Source organism: Aquimarina rubra (assembly GCF_042684305.1).
GTDB lineage: Bacteria > Bacteroidota > Bacteroidia > Flavobacteriales > Flavobacteriaceae > Aquimarina > Aquimarina rubra.
Genome location: NZ_JBHULE010000019.1, coordinates 377,405 through 396,136 on the forward strand (window position 1 = coordinate 377,405; position 18,732 = coordinate 396,136).

15 protein-coding genes are annotated in these 18,732 nt (G+C 33.5%); 9 read left to right on the top strand and 6 right to left on the bottom strand.

Translation table 11 applies throughout. The annotated features are described in order from the left end of the window. The first annotated feature begins 123 nt into the window (after window positions 1-123). Complete coding sequence (locus tag ACFSR1_RS10285) at window positions 124-2,175, top strand: glycosyl hydrolase family 95 catalytic domain-containing protein (RefSeq protein WP_378292158.1); 2,052 nt, start codon at window positions 124-126, stop codon at window positions 2,173-2,175. A 192-nt stretch (window positions 2,176-2,367) separates the two neighbouring features. Here the strand turns inward: ACFSR1_RS10285 and ACFSR1_RS10290 are convergent, their stop codons facing one another. The 4 genes from ACFSR1_RS10290 to bglX form a co-directional block, all read right to left on the bottom strand. Next, window positions 2,368-3,381: a LacI family DNA-binding transcriptional regulator gene (locus tag ACFSR1_RS10290; protein ID WP_378292160.1), complete on the bottom strand. Its 1,014-nt coding sequence runs from the start codon at window positions 3,379-3,381 to the stop codon at window positions 2,368-2,370. Window positions 3,382-3,402: 21 nt separating this feature from the next. After that, entirely contained in the window at window positions 3,403-6,081 is a 2,679-nt protein-coding gene (locus ACFSR1_RS10295; protein WP_378292161.1) for a two-component regulator propeller domain-containing protein, read from the bottom strand. A gap of 243 nt (window positions 6,082-6,324) precedes the next feature. After that, window positions 6,325-8,598 carry a glycoside hydrolase family 3 N-terminal domain-containing protein gene (locus ACFSR1_RS10300; RefSeq protein ID WP_378292163.1) on the bottom strand — a complete coding sequence of 758 codons (2,274 nt, stop codon included), beginning with the start codon at window positions 8,596-8,598 and terminating at the stop codon, window positions 6,325-6,327. Window positions 8,599-8,601: 3 nt separating this feature from the next. After that, entirely contained in the window at window positions 8,602-10,851 is a 2,250-nt protein-coding gene (bglX, locus tag ACFSR1_RS10305; protein ID WP_378294492.1) for a beta-glucosidase BglX, read from the bottom strand. Between the two features lie 716 nt (window positions 10,852-11,567). Here bglX and ACFSR1_RS10310 point away from each other — a divergent pair. From ACFSR1_RS10310 to arsM, 7 genes are all read left to right on the top strand, one after another. Further along, on the top strand, window positions 11,568-11,903 hold the full coding sequence (locus ACFSR1_RS10310; protein ID WP_378292165.1) for an arsenosugar biosynthesis-associated peroxidase-like protein: 336 nt from the start codon (window positions 11,568-11,570) through the stop codon (window positions 11,901-11,903). A gap of 59 nt (window positions 11,904-11,962) precedes the next feature. Beyond that, window positions 11,963-13,018 carry an arsenosugar biosynthesis radical SAM (seleno)protein ArsS gene (gene arsS, locus ACFSR1_RS10315; RefSeq protein WP_378292167.1) on the top strand — a complete coding sequence of 352 codons (1,056 nt, stop codon included), beginning with the start codon at window positions 11,963-11,965 and terminating at the stop codon, window positions 13,016-13,018. A 13-nt stretch (window positions 13,019-13,031) separates the two neighbouring features. Further along, on the top strand, window positions 13,032-13,712 hold the full coding sequence (locus ACFSR1_RS10320; protein WP_378292169.1) for a TIGR04282 family arsenosugar biosynthesis glycosyltransferase: 681 nt from the start codon (window positions 13,032-13,034) through the stop codon (window positions 13,710-13,712). 150 nt (window positions 13,713-13,862) lie between these two features. After that, window positions 13,863-14,363 (top strand): rhodanese-like domain-containing protein, encoded by a 501-nt coding sequence (locus ACFSR1_RS10325; protein ID WP_378292171.1) that lies wholly within the window; start codon window positions 13,863-13,865, stop codon window positions 14,361-14,363. Continuing rightward, window positions 14,351-14,977: a TIGR04282 family arsenosugar biosynthesis glycosyltransferase gene (locus tag ACFSR1_RS10330; RefSeq protein ID WP_378294493.1), complete on the top strand. Its 627-nt coding sequence runs from the start codon at window positions 14,351-14,353 to the stop codon at window positions 14,975-14,977. Before ACFSR1_RS10325 ends, ACFSR1_RS10330 begins: the two co-directional genes overlap by 13 nt. Further along, window positions 14,970-15,782, top strand: coding sequence for a purine-nucleoside phosphorylase (locus tag ACFSR1_RS10335; protein ID WP_378292173.1), 813 nt, complete (start codon window positions 14,970-14,972; stop codon window positions 15,780-15,782). The genes ACFSR1_RS10330 and ACFSR1_RS10335 overlap by 8 nt, the downstream gene beginning before the upstream one ends. Before the next feature lie 52 nt (window positions 15,783-15,834). Continuing rightward, window positions 15,835-16,803, top strand: coding sequence for an arsenosugar biosynthesis arsenite methyltransferase ArsM (arsM, locus tag ACFSR1_RS10340; RefSeq protein WP_378292174.1), 969 nt, complete (start codon window positions 15,835-15,837; stop codon window positions 16,801-16,803). A 90-nt stretch (window positions 16,804-16,893) separates the two neighbouring features. Here the strand turns inward: arsM and ACFSR1_RS10345 are convergent, their stop codons facing one another. Both ACFSR1_RS10345 and ACFSR1_RS10350 read right to left on the bottom strand, forming a co-directional pair. Beyond that, window positions 16,894-17,073 (bottom strand): hypothetical protein, encoded by a 180-nt coding sequence (locus ACFSR1_RS10345; protein WP_378292176.1) that lies wholly within the window; start codon window positions 17,071-17,073, stop codon window positions 16,894-16,896. Window positions 17,074-17,262: 189 nt separating this feature from the next. Beyond that, the gene (locus tag ACFSR1_RS10350; RefSeq protein WP_378292178.1) at window positions 17,263-17,439 is read right to left on the bottom strand and encodes a hypothetical protein; all 177 of its coding nucleotides are present in this window, start codon (window positions 17,437-17,439) and stop codon (window positions 17,263-17,265) included. 540 nt (window positions 17,440-17,979) lie between these two features. On the opposite strand from ACFSR1_RS10350, the gene ACFSR1_RS10355 reads away from it, so the two are divergent. Beyond that, complete coding sequence (locus tag ACFSR1_RS10355; protein ID WP_378292180.1) at window positions 17,980-18,729, top strand: LytR/AlgR family response regulator transcription factor; 750 nt, start codon at window positions 17,980-17,982, stop codon at window positions 18,727-18,729. Window positions 18,730-18,732 lie beyond the last annotated feature (3 nt).

The window sequence follows — 18,732 nt, forward strand, 5'->3', positions numbered from 1 at the left end:
AATACAAACGGTTGTATTAGTTAATCCACTTATTCGTTTTCAATTTTCAAAATTTGTTTAGTACATTGTGTAATGTATTTACTAATAGACAAATACATTTTCACTTCACAAAATCATTTTATTATGTTGTTTAAGATTACTAAAACTCTTTTTGTATTTGCTTTCATCTTGTTGTTTGCTTCTATTCCAGGAATAGCACAAAAAAATGGTTGGACTTTAACCACAACTGACAATCAAAATTATACCGGCATTGTATCTGCTAATGGAAGAATTGGTATTCTTCCTTCTGCGAAAATTTTAGAAACCGATAAAATCATTCTTAACAATGTATATGACAAAGAGTCTCCGCTTGGTGTAAGTAGAATCCTTTTGGGAATGAACTTTGGAAATCTCGATGTATATATTAACAACACCAAATTAAACAATGGTAATATTAGTGATTGGCGACAAACATTGAATATGAAAGAAGCCAGCTTTACTACTTCATTTAACTATAATTCAATAGCTGAAATTTCTTATACTATATATGCTCTTAGAAATGTACCCTACTCTGCATACATAGATTTTGAAATCAAAGCATTAAAAGATATTGATATCAGGGTCATTGGGAAAATCACAACTCCTGAAGAATACCAAAACCCATTGAGTACTTTCAGAGTATTAAGAGATGCAGAGACTACCATGCCAATTCTACAGACCGTTGCAAAAAGCAGACTAGGCAGACATACCGTAGGAACATCTGCCACTTTTATATGGCACAATATTAATTCTACAAGGGAGAACCAGCGACCAGAACTGACTCATAATAAAGTTTCAGAATATAATAATCAGCTCTCATTTCGAAAGAAAATAAGTAAAGCAGAAAACTATTCATTTGCTTGGACCGCTTCTCAATGTTCTACACAGGATTTTTTTGACCCACAAAGTGAGAGTGAACGGTTTGTAATATTCAATTTGCTTACACCTAGAAAAGATTTATTATCTCAACATAAAGATTTATGGAAAGGTCTTTGGGAAGGAGATATAATAATAGAAGGGGATTTACAATCTCAATTAGATGTAAGACTTGCACTGTATCATCTGTATGCATTCTCCAGAGGCGACTCGAATCTCAGTATTGCTCCAATGGGATTAAGTTCTCAAAACTATAACGGACATATTTTTTGGGACACCGAATTATGGATGTATCCTCCGTTATTAGTATTAAATCAAGATATTGCACGTTCATTGGTTAACTATAGATCAGACCGACTTGATGTTGCAAAAAGAAAAGCCACTAATTTTGGGTATAAAGGTGCGATGTTTCCTTGGGAAAGTGATGATACAGGAGAAGAGGCAACACCTGCCTGGGCATTAACAGGAACCTTTGAACATCATATAACCGCGGATATAGGTATTGCTTTCTGGAATTATTACCGAGTAACCAAAGATAAAAAATGGCTTCGAGAGCGTGGGTATCCTTTACTTAAAGAAGTAGCAGATTACTGGGTTAGCAGAGCTACCAAAAATACTAATGGGTCTTATTCCATTAAAAATGTGGTAGGCGCCAATGAATTTGCTCCCAATGTTGATGATAATGCTTTTACCAATGGCTCAGCCATTACTTGTTTACGATATGCTTCGCTTGCTGCAAAAGAAATAGGATTAACACCAGAAAATATCTGGATCGAGGTTGCAGAAAATATTACCATACATAAATTTGAAGATGGAACAACCAAAGAACATAGTACATATAATGGGGATCGTATAAAACAAGCAGATGTAAATTTGTTGGCTTATCCTCTAGATATTATCTCTGATCAAGAAACAATATTAAAAGACCTATCCTATTATGAACCTAAACTTGCAGAAGAAGGTCCTGCCATGGCACAAAGTGTATTTGCCGTAATTTATGCTCGATTAGGTGATGCAGAAAATGCTTTCAGGCTTTTTAAAAGAAGTTATGAACCTAACAAAAGACCTCCTTTCGGAGCATTGGCAGAAGCTGCTACAAGTAACAACCCCTATTTTGCAACAGGAGCCGGAGGAATGTTACAAACCGTAATATTTGGTTTTGGTGGATTACATCTTACCGACGAAGGAATTATTCAAAAAAAACCAATACTACCAAAAACCTGGAAAAAATTAACTATTACTGGAGTTGGACCTCAAAAGAAAACGTATGTAATTGAATAAACTACCTCATTACCAGCATACGAGGTATTCAATGGAAAATAGTTTTTAAAGTTCCGAAGCAAGCTTCGAGGTATTAGTCTACCCGGCTCGGCAGAAGGCCCTGAGATCCCGCTGAAAAAGCGGGATTAATTCAACTATCTATTTTGAATGCATTGCTATGCAACTTTTCAAAACAGAGTTTTACTAATAAAATTAAATGGTAGAATCTCTAAGAATTAATGAAGTCTTGACAATTTCTGTTTTTGTTTTGTAACTATTCTCTGAAGTATTAGATAATCGCTCAAGTAATATTCTTGCAGCTTTTGCACCTAAATCCTCTGCGTGTTGAGATATAATTGTGAGTTTTGGATACGAGTGTTTAGCCAACAACCCGTCAGTGAAGCCAATTACCGAAATTTTTTCTGGTATTTTATACCCCAATTTATGAGACATGTTTATCGCTATCGCGGCTGCCGTCTCATCTAGTCCAAGTACTGCATCTATCTCGTTATTTTTAAGAAATGATTCTATTTCTTTTTCTTCTGTTTCTATATTATTGATCGGTAACTCTACTAATGATACTCCACGATTAGCAGATACTTCTTCGCGAGCTCCTTCTAATCTTAGTTTTCCAACACTTAAATCGAAGATGGTAGAGATCACCGCAATTTTTTTGCATCCTGTTTTTATTAAATGCCGAACTGCTGTTTTTGATGCGTCCTTATCATCTACTATCACCTTATCACAGTCTACTTCATTACTTACCCGATCAAACATGATCAATGGGACATTGTCTCTTTTCAAATCTTTAAAATGATCTAGTTTATTAAGCATTTGTGTTTCTTTGCTTAGAGCCAAAATAAAACCATCAACACTACTATAATTCAGCATTTCTACATATTCAACTTCTTTTTCATAAGATTCATTTGTTATGCAGGTCACAATCTTGTATCCATTTTTGGATGCTTCCTGCTCAATTCCATATAAAACTTTGGCATAAAAATGATTCAAAATTTCTGGTAGTAATACTCCAATTGTATTTGTCTTATTACTTTTTAAACTTACGGCTAGTGCATTAGGTTTATAATTGTAAAAATTAGCTAATTCATGAACTCTGTTAATTGTTTTCTCACTTATTTCAGAATCATTTTTTAAGGATTTTGAAACTGTTGAGATGGATAAATTCAATTCTTTGGCAAGCTGTTTTAGGGTAACCTTTTTCCTCATGACCTTACTATTAGAAATTTCTTACTTAAGACTTATAAGAATATTAGTCAAATTATCTTTGGAGCCTAAATTAAGCTTTTTTCTTAATCTATGCCTGCTAACATCAACACTTTGTGAACTTATTCCTAATAGTGGCGCAATTTCTTTAGAAGAAAGATTCATTTTCAAGTATGCGCACAGCCGTAAATCTTTGGAAGTGAGGTTCGGATAATTCTTAGAAAGTTTTTCATAAAACTCCTGATGTGATTTATCAAAATTAATTTCAAACAGCTTACTTTCTTTATCCGTTATGTAATAATCTACCAGCCTTATTAATTCATTATAGCTATTGGTTGGTAGTTTCTGCGGTGCAGCATCTTGTACCTTAATAATTTTATCCCTTATTTTCTTCAGGATTTTATTTTTGTTTAGGTTTACATATGCAATCTGAGTAAGTTCTCTACTTTTTGCTTTTATTTCATCTTGAAGTTTAGAGTTATTTAATTCAATAATTTTATGCTCCTGTTCTAATTTCTGTGCTTTGTGCTCTTCTTCCTGCTTCTGAAGTTTTTTTGCTTTTTCCTCCAACAAAACCCTTTCTTGCTTCTTCATTTTATATCGATTAATTCCGATTACCGAAATAATCAACAACAAGAACAAAAGCAAGTATAACACATATGCTAAAGGAGTTCTGTAAATAGGCGGTTTTATACTAAAATCAAAACTACTTTCTCTAAAATCTCCATTATATTTTGCTCTTATCCTAAACGTATAATCTCCTTCTATAAGATTAAACAAGGTCTTCTCGGTAGCTATAGTTTTTTCACTCCATTCTTGTTCATTAAGACTGGTTTGATATTCTATTTGCTGGCCATAAATAGGCAGTGCATAGTTAATCTTAAGATCATTTTCAGAAAATGGTATTTTGGAACCCGAAACATATGATTTTCCACTATTTACAGAAATAAAATCCCGAATAAGAATATCGCTTCTAATTCTTTCTGAATTTGCTTTTCTCTTTTTAGAATACATAGCAAAACCATTAAAAACAGGAATGATTTTATGTTCTCCATTTAAAGGAAAAACATTAAGTACATCCGGCACAAGCTGATCTTTGAGCTCATGAAGTTCTATTAGATCGTCTTTATCCTCTACAACTACTTTATCGTTATCCAAATACCAGGTTTCATCTTCTTTTTTAAATATTCGCGGAGCATATCCTCGATTTGTACCTATTTCAGATTTTACAAAATTACTTTCCCTGGCATTATAAGTATATGAATGGTAATTTGAGGTTACAACAATCTTATTCCCGACTTTCGAAAGTGATATTCTTTCTCCATCAAAATCACTTACCGGATAAAAAGCCTGATTTATTAATTCTTTGGCATCAAAATCCAGACTAAACCTAAAAACACCATCTGTTCCAAGAGCTACCCAAAGATTATTGTCCTCATCCACTTCCAAATATCTTCCTGATTTTTCGAAACCCTTTAGTTTATATCCTTTCCATTGTTCATCAATCTTTTCATAAACGGAAATACCATTATAATTTCCAGAAACAAGAACATCATTATGACCAGGAAGGGAATAACTTCTAAAATTCCAGGCTCCTAAATCCTCTCCCATTCTGGTTAAAGTCTTTCCTTCTAAAGCATATGCGCCTTTATCGTGTCCAACATAAATTTTACTGTCAACTTCTTCGATATTCCATACCTGTCCGTTTATTAATAATTCAAACTCATTATCAGGATTTAAAGAGTTATTATCTGTTATATAAAGCCCTTGATTGGTTCCTAAATAAGAAAGACTTCCTTTTTTTACAACAGCATAGGTAGTTCCTAGTTCTCCGTAATAATCATAATAATATGTAAGAGGGGAGTTTAATTTTATGTGATCAACTCCATAATCTAATGCTAACCAAAGATTATCCTCATCATCCTGATATATCGAAAGAATTGTATTATTCTGTAATCCGTTTTTTTTATTAATATTCTCTGTTTTTCCTAATTTGAGATCCAAAATGTAAAGGCCATTAGAAACGGTACCCAGAGCGATCCTATTATCGTTAAGTTTAAGGAAGGAAAAAATCTGTGCCTTTTGCACTTCATCGGATGTTGAAAAACGAACTGGAATAAGGCTGTTATTAGAAAGCTTATAAAGTCCTTTTGTATCTGTAATAACAATTAATTCACCATCAATTTTTGTAACTCCAATTATATTCTCGTTTAGGTTAGCATCACTTACAACAGGTATTAAATTAGTCTCTTGTAGTTTAAACACTCCATATTTAAGATCATTAACATAGATCTGATCGTCTACTTTATAACTCCATTTAAAACGATATGGAGCAGGAATTTTAGTAATTATATTTCCTTGATTAACATATAAATTTCTGAATGTCTGAAAAACAATCTCATTATTAATGTAATGTGTTCTCCAGTATTCTTCTATATCCGCAGCAACATCTTTTTTATTATTTCTTAACGGTTCTACAGTATAATCATCATCATCCTTAATTAATATTCCGTGATGTCCATCTGCACCAAAATAAATAGTGTCTTTATTCTTAACAAATAAACTTCTATTAACCATTTCAGGATTGGTAGCTACCGAAATCCAATCCGTACCATCAAATATTAAGACCTGCTGACCATTAGCAATATAAATCAAGCCATTTTCATCTTGCTTAATATCCCATGATTGAGCGTTAAAGCCCATGTTTTTGGTATCGTAATGGGTAATTCTAGGTAGCGTTTTATTCCTTATAGATTGTGAAAAAATTGATAAGGAAAAACAATAAAATATAACAAAAAGACGATACATCGGATGAGTTTTTACATAAGTAAGCTTATCAAATATACCATTAAAATCTTAACAAATTTTACAGATAAGTGGTTTACAACATATTAATAAGTAATCAATACTAATACATTTAAAAATTCAGTTATTAAATCTTGATAATTATTTAAGCTTAATTTTTTTCTTTAAATCTCTAATCGTAATTTCGAAATCACCAGGCTCCGCAACTGTTTCTAATTTTTCATTCACAAAGGATAGTTCATCTTTTGTGATGGTAAACGAAACCTTTCTCGACGCTCCCGCTTCCAATAGAATCTTTTCATATCCTTTGAGCGCACGAACTTCTGGTGTGATGCTAGCGTATAAATCACTAATAAAAAGTAGCACCGCTTCTTTTCCTTTTCTTTTACCTGTATTGGTGACCTTTACAGAAACTGTAATGGATCCATCCTCATCCATTTCATCAGCACTTAGTGATAAATCCGAATATTCAAAATTGGTATAGGACATCCCGTCTCCAAATTCATACTGTTGATCATAGTCTGATTCATAATAATTAGGAACAGCAATATTATCAGAATGTTTATGATTATAATTTACAAACGCGTGAGGATGTTTCGGATAATTTATCGGCAACCTTCCCGACGGGTTTTCTATTCCGTATAACAAATCAACCAGAGCATCTGCTCCATAATTACCTGGTAAGTACCCCATAAAAACCGCATCAACTAAAGGTTCTATTTCATTAAAAATAATTGGTCGTCCTTCTAACAAGACAAGAACTATTTTCTTCCCTGTTTTAGAGAGTGCTTTTGCCAATTCTATTTGATCCTTAGGCATTAAAATAGAATTTGTATTACCAGGTGTTTCTGTATATGAGTTTTCGCCTAAGCATAATAATATTACATCGCTTTCTTTTGCGGCTTTGACCGCTGCATTAATATTATTTTCACCTTCAAAAGAAACTCCTTGTTTAAATGTAGCATTACCAAAATTTGTAAAAGCTTCCGAAATTGTATTCATATCTTTTGCATAGTTATCCGCCTCACTTCCTTGCCAATTATAAGACCACCCTCCATTAAGCGATCTCATGGTGTTTGCTGTTGGACCGGTTACTAATATTTTGGTTCCTTTTTCCAGAGGAAGTATATTATCTTTATTTTTTAATAAGGTAAAAGATTCTAAAGCGGCCCTTTTGCTTACTGCTGCAAATTTATCAGACCCAAAATCCGGATAATCTTTTGGATTTGTCACAGGGTTTTCGAATAATCCTAATTGCATTTTAACCTTTAGTATACGAGACACAGCACTATTGATTCTTTCTTCTGAAACACTTCCTTCTTTTACAAGTTCCACCAATAATTCAGCAAATTCAAAATCATGTGGCACCATACTCATGTCTATTCCTGCATTGACAGACATTTTGATAGCATCTTTTATCGTTTCCGCCACTTTATGTCTCGTATGAAGGTAATTGATGTCCGCCCAATCTGTAACCGCTACGCCTTCAAAACCTAATTCACCTCTCAATACATCGGTTAGTAAAAACTTACTGGCATGTACCGGTACTCCGTTAATTTCTCCTGAATTAATCATTAATGTAATCGATCCTGCATCTACTGCTTCCTTAAACGCCGGCAAAAAATATTGTCTTAATTCTCTTTCTGGTATCCAAGCGGGTGTACGATCTTTTCCGGAAAGTGGAACACTATAACCTAGGTAATGCTTCATACAGGAGGCTACTGTATTTGGATCACCCAAAGTCCCTTGATACCCTTCTACCATGGCAACGCCCATAGTTTTTCCTAAATACACATCCTCTCCAAATGTCTCCCATAATCGTGGCCATAATGGATTTCTTCCTAAACCTAAAACCGGAGAAAAATTCCAGGGAATTGAAGATGCTCTGGTTTCGTAAGCAGAAATTTTTGCCGCCTCTTTTACCAAGTCTTTATTAAAAGTTGCCGCTAATCCTATTTGCTGCGGAAATAATGTCGCTCCGATTGTGTAGTTTACTCCGTGTATCGCATCGATCCCATAAATTATTGGAATCTGTCTGGGTGTTTTTGCCGCCTCATCCTGAAAAGTTTTAATTGTGCTGTACCAATCTTGTCTTGACAAAGGCACTCCCGGAGTATTGAGTATAGATCCAACTTTATAAGTGTGGATAGCCTTATGAACCAATGCAGAGTCTAATTGATAAGGTTGTGATGAACTATATTGATTATCACCTTTGGTTATAACATCAAGGGTAATCTGCGTCATTTGACCTACCTTCTCTTCTAAGGTCATTTCAGAAATCAAAGCCGCTACTTTTTTATCTACTTCTGTGCTTACTGCTGGTACTTCTGACATGGATTTTTTATTCTCATTATTAGATTCTGATGTGCAACTTACTACAATTAGAATCAATAAAACTATATATAATTTTCGCATTATTTATTTTTTAAAAGTAAAATCAATTTCAAGATCTGTATTTGAACTTCCCCCTACAAACGCTTTAAAATCGCCTGGTTCTGCTTCCCATTTTTTATTTGCTGTATAAAATTGGATAGTCTCCTCATTGATCTCAAAAGTGATTGTTTTGCTCTCATTAGGTGCTAACTCGACTAACTCAAACCCTTTTAATTCCTTTACCGGACGAGTCAGACTTCCTATTAAATCTCGAATATATAACTGTACCACTTCTTTTCCTTTTCTCTTACCTTTATTTGTAAGTTTAACTGAAACTGATATGTTTCCTCCAGAACTAAAAGATGGTGCACTTATCTTTAAATCTTTATATTCAAATTCTGTATAACTTAATCCATGTCCAAATGGAAATAAAGCATCATTTTTCTCATCAGTATAATGCGACCAAAATACCATTCCATCAGCATTTGTAGGCCTTCCAGTATTTTTTACATTATAATATAAAGGTAACTGACCAACATGTCTTGGAAAAGAAACCGGTAGTTTACCAGAAGGATTATAATCCCCAAATAAAACATCTGCTATTGCATTACCTGATGCCGATCCCAAATGCCAGGTTTCAACTATAGAAGGTACTTTTTCTGCTATATCACTAATTGCCATTGGACGACCATTCATCAAAACAACCACAATATTTTTATTAACAGCATACACAGCTTCGAATAGCTTTTGTTGAGGCTTTGTTAGCTCTATGCTTACCTGACTTCTAGCCTCTCCAGATTGAAAAGCTTCTTCTCCAATTGCCAAAACCACAACTTCTGCATCTTTTGCAATCTTTACTGCTTCTTCAATACCTTTAAAATCTTCTCTATTCACCTTTAAATCACGAACAAAACTTCTTTCGCCAACTCCAAGTTCCACTCCTTTTGCGTGCGATATTTTTACACTTTGATTAACAGCTGTTTTAATTCCTTCTAAAAGTGAAACTGCAGAATTGGGTGTTGCCATTCCTCTCCAGCTTCCGATTGGCGTATCTTTATCATCCGCTAACGGGCCAATTACCGCAATGCTTTTTACATCCTTTTTAAGAGGTAATACATTATTATCATTTTTCAGCAAAACGATTGACTTTTTTGCTACATCTCTGGAAGCTTCTAAATTCTCTTTTGTATATATATCTTTTTTCTCTCGCTCTTCATCACAATATTTAAAAGGATCATCAAATAGTCCTAACTTAAATTTTACACGAAGTATTCGCTTCGCTGCTTCGTCTATTAATTTTTCATCTACTTTTCCGTCCTTTACCAACTGCTCTAAACCGGTTTCATAAGCTCTTCCTTCCATATCCATGTCATTACCCGCGTTCATTGCTAATTCTGCAGCCTGTGTTTTATCCTTTGCATATCCATGAAATATCATTTCTGCAATAGATGCCCAATCTGAAACTACAAAACCATCCCAATTCCAAGTGTTTTTCAGAATATCCCTTTGTAATCCTTTATGTCCGGTAGCCGGTATTCCATCAATCTCATTAAAAGCACTCATCATAGAAGCTACACCTGCGTCTACCGCTGCCTTGAATGGAGGCAATACAGTATTATGCAACTCATATTCACCTATACTTACAGTATTATAATCTCGCCCTCCTTCAGCAAAACCATATGCTGCAAAATGCTTTGCACATGCTGCTAAAGTGTTATTTTTGGACAAGTCATCTCCTTGAAAACCATGTATTCTTGCCACCGCAATTTTTGACGCCAGAAAAGGATCTTCTCCTGCTCCTTCCATGATTCTACCCCAACGAGCATCTCTTGAAATATCCACCATCGGTCCAAATGCCCAATTAATACCCGAAGCGGTCGCCTCTTTTGCCGCTATAGATGAAGACTTTTTTATTGCTTCCAAATCCCAACTTGCACTTTCACCTAGCGGAATAGGAAAAATAGTTTTAAAACCATGTATAACATCATAACCAAAAAGCAATGGTATTTTTAATCTTGAATTTTCGATTACCGTTTTTTGTAATTCTTTAGTTCCTGCTACCGAGGTTGCATTGAGCATAGCGCCAACTTCACCATTCTTCAACTTTTGATACTTCTCTTTATTACCAACATCAGAAGGGGGTCCGGTCACATCCCAACTTCCATTATATAATACAAGCTGCCCAATTTTTTCTTTAAGTGTCATTAAAGAAAGTACAGAATCAACTTTCTTCTCAATATTGTCAGATGATTTTTTACTTCCCGTATTTTGAGCAAAACTAAACCCAGGCAACATAAAAAAAAGCCCTGCAATCATTATTAAATTAACATTCCTTACATTCCATTGTTTAAAAGCTTTCACAGATCTTCTTTTTATTAGTTAAAATTTATTAAAAACATTTAGCTTACTATTTTGATGAAATATTAACTCACTCTTTATATAAAACGTAAATAAATATTTTAGATTTTCACATACTAGCATTGATAAAATTACAACAATACACCATTATTAATTACTACATAACAATCTTAACATTGTATTTACAAACAAACTAAAAAGGTATCGATTTTACATTCAAAAATAACCTAAACTATTTTAAATCAATTTATTAAAAAACAAACATTACGCTACCCAAAACTATAATGTCAAAAAATAAATATGACTCAGTATAGATTATTTAAATACAATCAAGAGCTACTATATGAGGTTTTCAGATAAAATTAGTTGATCATATACGACATAAAGCGCAGTATTATTTCTTAACATATACCCTAAGACATTTCACAATGTCATAATAAAAAAGTGTATAAATCAATATGATATTGAAACATTTTTATAGAATACTAATGCGTAGTTTTTACTAAAAAATACTTAATAATTTAACATTAACTTTTATTTTACCTTCATAATGTAGACTTTAGTCCTGATTAAGTAATTTATTATTTCATTGTAAGTTTTGATCTATCTGATACGACTAACAATAAATTCCCATAACTAAAAATTGACACAGCATGTCTAAAACATATTATGATCCTTCTGATCTTAGAAAATTTGGAAAAATAACAGAATGGAGTGAAGAACTTGGTACTAAATTTTTTGATTACTATGGAAAAGTTTTTGAAGAAGGAGCGCTAACTGCAAGAGAAAAATCTTTAATAGCACTAGCAGTTTCTCATGTGGTAAAATGTCCTTATTGTATTGACGCATATACAAAAGACGGACTTCAGAAAGGTATTACCAAAGAAGAAATGATGGAAGCAGTACATGCTGGAGCCGCTATTGAAAGTGGAGCAACATTAGTACATGGTGTTCAGATGATGAATAAATATGAAAAATTGTCTATGTAAATAGATGGTTGTTCATCCAGGTTATTGAAAAAGAAAGTATTACTGCTTAAAAACAATTTATGGCTACCAAGTCACTAAAAAATAGAAATAACGAACTCGCTGACTCTCACAGGCAATTAGAGATTCTTAATAACGGCATATTTGCCAATGGAGAATTACCAAAATTTGCAGATAAGATTGCTGAAATTGGTCATTATCCTTTACGCCCTAACAAACTGGAAATATTACAGATTAATGTAGGATACATGTGTAATCAGGTATGCGAACATTGTCATGTAGATGCAGGTCCGGATCGAAAAGAAATTATGACGAAAGAGACCATGCTACAGTGTCTTGAAGTTATTAAAAAAACCGGAGCCCATACATTAGACCTTACAGGCGGTGCCCCAGAAATGAATCCTAATTTTAGATGGTTCGTAGAAGAGGCGAGTAAAGCAGGAATAAAAGATTTTATTGTACGAAGTAATCTTACTATTATCAGAGCAAATAAAAAGTATTATGACCTGCCCGATTTTTTCAAAAAGCATAATGTTCATGTAGTTTCGTCAATGCCCCATTGGACAAGGGGCAAAACAGATAAGCAGCGAGGAGATGGTGTTTTTGACAAGTCCATCAAAGCGCTACAGGAACTTAATGAGCGAGGGTATGGCATGCCGAATAGCGATTTAAGATTAGATTTGGTTTACAATCCTTCGGGTGCTTTTTTACCAGGGGATCAGGCTTCTATGGAGAAGGATTTTAAAAAAGCGCTATTAGAAGATTTTGGAATTCACTTTCATAATTTGTTTGCAATTACTAATTTACCCATCAGTAGATTTTTGGATTATCTAATTGCTTCAGAGAATTATGAAGATTATATGTATGCGTTGGTAGAGGCCTATAATCCATCTGCTGTAGCAAATGTAATGTGTACCAATACGATTTCGATAAGTTGGGATGGTTGGCTTTATGACTGTGACTTTAACCAAATGTTAGACCTTAAAGTGGCAAGTAAAGTAAAACATATTAGTGAGTATAACGAAGAATTATTACAAAACAGAAATATTATTATTTCTCAGCACTGTTATGGTTGTACTGCCGGTGCAGGAAGTAGTTGTCAAGGAACCGTAGCATAATAAACATCGATAGATGAACAAAAAAACCGCCATATTAGTTTTTGCGAACTCTTCTAAGGAAGAGCTTCTGCATAAACCTATTATTGGAGGTGAAAAACTATTTACCGAGCTTACTAAAAAAACAATTGCAGTTGTAGAAAATTCGGGGATTCCTTATTTTATTTCTACAGAAAAAGATCAGCATGGAAAAACGTTTGGGGAACGTTTTGTTAATGCAATCCAAACCACCTATGATCTCGGATTCGAAAATATAATCACAATAGGAAATGACACTCCTCATTTAAGGAAGCATCATTTGTTAGAAAGTGCCAGACAATTAGAAAACAACAAATTTGTGCTTGGTCCATCTGTCGATGGTGGATTTTATCTCATGGGATTACATAAATCTCAATTTAGTTTAAGTACTTTTTTAAAACTTCCCTGGCAATCCAAAAACTTAGCCAAGAGCATATCGCTTTTGATTAAAACTGCAAAAATCGAAGTAGCAGAGCTGGAAGTTTTACAAGACATTGACAATCCCGAAGATCTAAAATCAATTTGTAGACTAAGTTTTACTTTTTCAAATGCTCTTCGGGCGATTATATATCATATTTGTCATTCTCCCATAGAGATACCGAAATATACAGAGATACTAAAATATAATAATCATCTCCCTTCTTTTTATAACAAGGGTTCTCCTCTTTGCGCGGTCTAAGGTTATTTCAATTCTAACCAGGCCCTTTCTTATCAAAACAAGCTTATATAAAAAATTCGTATGTAGTTTAAATCATCGACTTCTGTAAGCTAAACTTTATTTTAATATTATAATACATTGTATAGCGACAATAATAGGTCATACTTTTATATGAGAAAAATAACCTCAGTACTACTATTTATTTCCTTGCCATTTTTGGTTATGAGTCAGGATTCACTTGATGAATTGCTTGATCAGTATAATAATGAGAGTATACCTTATATATCGGTTAAAGAATTAAGTAAGATCCAAAGTGAAGTAATCTTATTAGATGCAAGAGAAATACAAGAGTATCAAACGAGCCATCTAAAAGGTGCTATTCACGTAGGATATGATCATTTTAATATAGATACACTATCCAATAAAAACATTCCCAAAGAATCCAAAATTGTTGTTTACTGTAGTTTAGGAATACGATCAGAAGATGTTTCAGAAAAACTAAAAAAAGTAGGATATCAAAATGTATTAAATCTATATGGCGGAATTTTTGAATGGAAAAATAATAATCATCAGGTCGTTGATTCAAACGAAAAAGAAACAGACACCGTACACGCATTTTCTAAACAATGGGGGAAATGGTTACATAAAGGAAAAAAAGTATACACACAGTGAAAAAAAAGAACCTCTTAATGATTTTTACCCGAAATCCGGAATTGGGTAAATGCAAAACTCGCTTAGCAGCAACTATAGGAGATCAAGCTGCTCTGGAAGTGTATAAGCTTTTGTTAGAGCACACCGTATCCATCACTAAAAAACTTGAGCTAACAAAAGAAGTACACTATTCTACAAGAATTGGAGAGAACGATATCTGGGATTCTAATATCTATGATAAAAAACAACAAGAAGGAGAAGACCTTGGTGATCGGATGTATAATGCATTCCAAAACGGATTTAAAGCTGGATACACCAATATCATTATTATAGGAAGCGACATGTATGATCTTAGTCAATCGGACATAAAAAATGCATTCAATGCATTAGAAACGCATGATTATGTTCTAGGTCCGGCTGAAGATGGAGGCTATTATTTATTAGGAATGAAAACCCTGAACTCTCAAGTTTTTAGAAACAAATCCTGGGGAACAAATACAGTATTAGAGAATACATTAAACGATTTACAACAAACCAATATCAAATTATTAGAAGAACGTAATGATGTAGATTATTATGAAGATATCAAAGACATCCCAGTTTTTCAACATTTATTAAGCTATCAAAATGACTAAATACATTAAAGAAACAACCGAATACTTACAAGAAAAAGGATTTGATAATCCAGAAATAGGTATCATCTTAGGAACAGGATTAGGACAGTTACTAGATGAAATAGAAATCATAAAGGAAGTAAGTTATAATCATATTCCCAATTTCCCTACAGCAACCGTGGAATTCCACAAAGGAAAGTTAATCTATGGAAAATTAGAAGGTAAAAAAGTAGTGGTAATGCAAGGACGTTTTCATCTATATGAAGGGTACTCACTACAAGACGTGACGTACCCTGTTAGAATTATGCATCAATTAGGAATCAAAACGTTATTAGTTTCTAATGCATCGGGAGCAATTAATTTAAACTTCAAAAAAGGTGAATTAATGCTGATTGATGATCATATTAATCTTCAGGGAGGTTCTCCTTTGGCATTTAAAGGAGTGGAACAATTAGGAACTCGTTTTACCGATATGAGCGCTCCTTATGATGCGAAAATTAGTAACAAATTAGAATCAATTGCCAAGGAAAATAATATCAATCTGCATAAAGGAGTATATGCATCAGTAGTTGGACCGCAATTAGAAACTCGTGCAGAATATCGCTATCTAAAAATTATTGGAGCCGATGCAGTAGGAATGAGTACGGTTCCAGAAGTTATTGTAGCAAATCATTTAAGTCTCCCTGTGGCCGCGGTTTCCGTTCTGACAGATGAGTGCGATCCAGATAATCTTCAACCAGTAGATATCCAAGAAATCATAGCAATGGCCGGAAAAGCAGAACCGGAAATGATTCTTTTATTCAAAGAATTAATAAAATCTCTGTAAATAGTATAAATTAAGAAATTCCCTCTTTTCAAAAAGAAGAAAACATAATAATATGAGTTATTTAGAAACCACACACGACGTATATAAAGAAGCAGCATTAACTCCCGATGTAGGTTTATGCTGTACCACAAATCCTATTTGGGAGTTACCCGGATTGAAAATTCCAAAGATCATGCAAGAAATGAATTATGGTTGCGGAAGCACTGTTAATGCTCGTGACTTGACTAATAATCCCAAAGTTCTTTATGTGGGTGTTGGAGGAGGAATGGAATTGTTACAATTCTCCTACTTTTCTCGTCAAAAAAGCGGAGTCATAGGTATAGATGTCGTTCAAGAAATGTTGGAAGCTTCTCGTAAAAATTTTATAGAAGCAGAGGAGCAAAATGATTGGTTCAAGAGTGAGTTTGTGGATTTAAGATTTGGTGACGCACTTAATCTTCCTGTAGAAGATAATAGTATCGATGTTGCTGCTCAAAACTGTTTGTTTAACATTTTTAAAGCAGAAGATTTAAAAAAAGCAATCGAGGAAATGTATCGTGTTTTAAAACCTCACGGAAGACTAGTGATGAGCGATCCTACCTGTGAGCAACCTATGAATGACACCTTAAGAAATGATGAAAGACTAAGAGCGTTATGTCTTAGTGGTAGTTTACCAATAGCCGAGTATGTAAAAGCATTAACCGATGTTGGTTTTGGTACTATCGAGATTAGAGCACGCAAGCCTTATCGAATTCTAGATCCTAAAAACTACGAAACAGATGAATTAATATATATAGAATCTATAGAAGTTGCCGCGATCAAAGATCCAATGCCAGAAGATGGGCCGTGTATATTTACAGGTAAAGCTGCCATTTATTACGGGGATGAAGATTATTTTGATGATAAAAAAGGTCATATACTGCTAAAAAATCAACCTATAGCTGTTTGTGATAAAACTGCCGGTGCTATTGCGGATTTAGGAAGAGATGACATCTTCATTAGTGAATCTACTTATCATTATGATGGTGGTGGATGTTGTTAAGATTGAACCAAAAAAGAATTAGGAGAATCATAATGATTCTCCTAATTCAAACATTGTAGTTTAGTTCTTAAGGTTTAAAATGTCATTCTACTAATAGTAGAAACAACCTCTTCTTGTGCATACTCCTGCATAACATTGACTTCCGCCCCCTTGGCAGCATAATCCTTGATTTTGAGTACAAGGTCTCCATCCTAAACCACCTTGAAGTAATTTTTGTTCGGTTTTATCTAATTCCTGAACTCCTTCGATTTTTAAAATGTTCTTTAGCATAATTATGAAAATTAAAAAGTGAATTAAGTAAGTGCTTGAACATTTAGAGACACTCAAGCTTTATGTCTATTCTTGCAAGAGTTTTTTAATTCAGATTGATTTAGTTTTTAGAGTAAAAGAGAGCTCTGGATAAGAAGAATTAAGGAAACAGGAATCCCATTCCCCCAATTCTAATATTCAATCTAATTATTACCACCAGAAGCAGCCATTTCGTCGGCAGTACCCAGGATAGCAGGCTCCATTCATACAGCAAATCCCTCCAGGTTTCATACTGCAGGAACCATAAAAAGCACCTCCTTGAAGTGATTTCTGTTCGCTTTTGGCCAATTTCTGAACTCCTTCAATGTTTAAAATGTTCTTTAACATAATTGTGAAAATTAAAAGTTAATTAAGTGAGTGCTTGAACATTTAGAGACACTCAAGCATTATGTCTATCCTTGCAAGAATAATTTTAAATTAAAACAAAAGTCAATAAGATTTAAACTGCTCTTACCATCTCATGTTCTGTACAAATAATAAGGTGATCAATAAACAATAATTGCTTTGTTAGGTTTTGCATTTTGAAGAATAGGTTTTAAGGTTTTAAAAGGAGTCTTCAGAAAACTAAAAGGGGTGAATCTTACTAATTGCATATAAAAAACAACCCCTTTTTAGTAAATACATAAACTCATAACTTTCATAAAAACTGATTCAAAAATCTAATAATCAGCTAACAACGAATAGTCATAGCGCAAATTTTAAAACAATAAAGTTGCTATTCAACCAGGAGTTTATATCCTGTGTTCAATAATTCGTATTTAGCGACTTCTAATATAAATCAGGAAAAAAATAAAGAGTTTAAGGAATCTAAACGTGTAAGGGATTAGAATAAATTAATTAGTATTGTAGGAAATAAACCTAAACAAAATGTTAAAAGCAATTATAATTGATGATGAACAGTTAGCAATTGACACCTTAAAATGGGAATTAGAAACCAATTGTAAGGAAGTAGAAGTGTTATTTTCTACCAATAAACCAACAGAAGCTATCCAAGCCATTAGCAAGGTGAGGCCAGATGTCCTCTTCTTGGATATAGAAATGCCTGAACTGGATGGATTTCAGCTTTTAAATCAATTAGAATTCAGAAATTTTGATCTCATATTCACAACCGCTTACGACAATTACGCCATACAAGCATTTAAAATGAATGCAATTGACTATCTCTTAAAACCTATTGAGAAGGAGGAATTAATAAAAGCAGTGCATAAGGTAGTCCTAAATAAACAAAATAAAACACTAGGAGAAAACTTGAAATCTTATATAAAACATAATCTAGAAATACTAGATACCAATAATGCTAAGATTGCTTTACCAATGGAAAAAAAAATAGTTCTAGTAGACCAAAAAGAAATCTTATATTGTGAATCTGATGGTAGTTATACCCAAGTTTTTATGGATAGTGGTATCAAACACGTGATTTCTAAAAATCTGAAGCAATTATCTCTTCAATTAGATGAAAAACACTTTATAAGAATACATCAATCTTTTATCGTAAATATTAATTCAATTAAAGAATATTACAGAGGTGATGGAGGTGAAGTAATACTGCTTAATGGTAAAAACATTCCTGTTTCCAGAAGTAAGAAAAATGAATTATTAAAACATATTCTTAAATAAAGA

Excerpts from the sequence above, each read along its gene's own strand:
- ACFSR1_RS10285 (WP_378292158.1), top strand. The coding sequence starts at position 124 with ATGTTGTTTAAGATTACTAAAACTCTTTTTGTATTTGCTTTCATCTTG.
- ACFSR1_RS10290 (WP_378292160.1), bottom strand. The coding sequence starts at position 3,381 with ATGAGGAAAAAGGTTACCCTAAAACAGCTTGCCAAAGAATTGAATTTA.
- ACFSR1_RS10295 (WP_378292161.1), bottom strand. The coding sequence starts at position 6,081 with ATGGGCTTTAACGCTCAATCATGGGATATTAAGCAAGATGAAAATGGC.
- ACFSR1_RS10300 (WP_378292163.1), bottom strand. The coding sequence starts at position 8,598 with ATGCGAAAATTATATATAGTTTTATTGATTCTAATTGTAGTAAGTTGC.
- bglX (WP_378294492.1), bottom strand. The coding sequence starts at position 10,851 with ATGTTGCCTGGGTTTAGTTTTGCTCAAAATACGGGAAGTAAAAAATCA.
- ACFSR1_RS10310 (WP_378292165.1), top strand. The coding sequence starts at position 11,568 with ATGTCTAAAACATATTATGATCCTTCTGATCTTAGAAAATTTGGAAAA.
- arsS (WP_378292167.1), top strand. The coding sequence starts at position 11,963 with ATGGCTACCAAGTCACTAAAAAATAGAAATAACGAACTCGCTGACTCT.
- ACFSR1_RS10320 (WP_378292169.1), top strand. The coding sequence starts at position 13,032 with ATGAACAAAAAAACCGCCATATTAGTTTTTGCGAACTCTTCTAAGGAA.
- ACFSR1_RS10325 (WP_378292171.1), top strand. The coding sequence starts at position 13,863 with ATGAGAAAAATAACCTCAGTACTACTATTTATTTCCTTGCCATTTTTG.
- ACFSR1_RS10335 (WP_378292173.1), top strand. The coding sequence starts at position 14,970 with ATGACTAAATACATTAAAGAAACAACCGAATACTTACAAGAAAAAGGA.
- arsM (WP_378292174.1), top strand. The coding sequence starts at position 15,835 with ATGAGTTATTTAGAAACCACACACGACGTATATAAAGAAGCAGCATTA.
- ACFSR1_RS10345 (WP_378292176.1), bottom strand. The coding sequence starts at position 17,073 with ATGCTAAAGAACATTTTAAAAATCGAAGGAGTTCAGGAATTAGATAAA.
- ACFSR1_RS10350 (WP_378292178.1), bottom strand. The coding sequence starts at position 17,439 with ATGTTAAAGAACATTTTAAACATTGAAGGAGTTCAGAAATTGGCCAAA.
- ACFSR1_RS10355 (WP_378292180.1), top strand. The coding sequence starts at position 17,980 with ATGTTAAAAGCAATTATAATTGATGATGAACAGTTAGCAATTGACACC.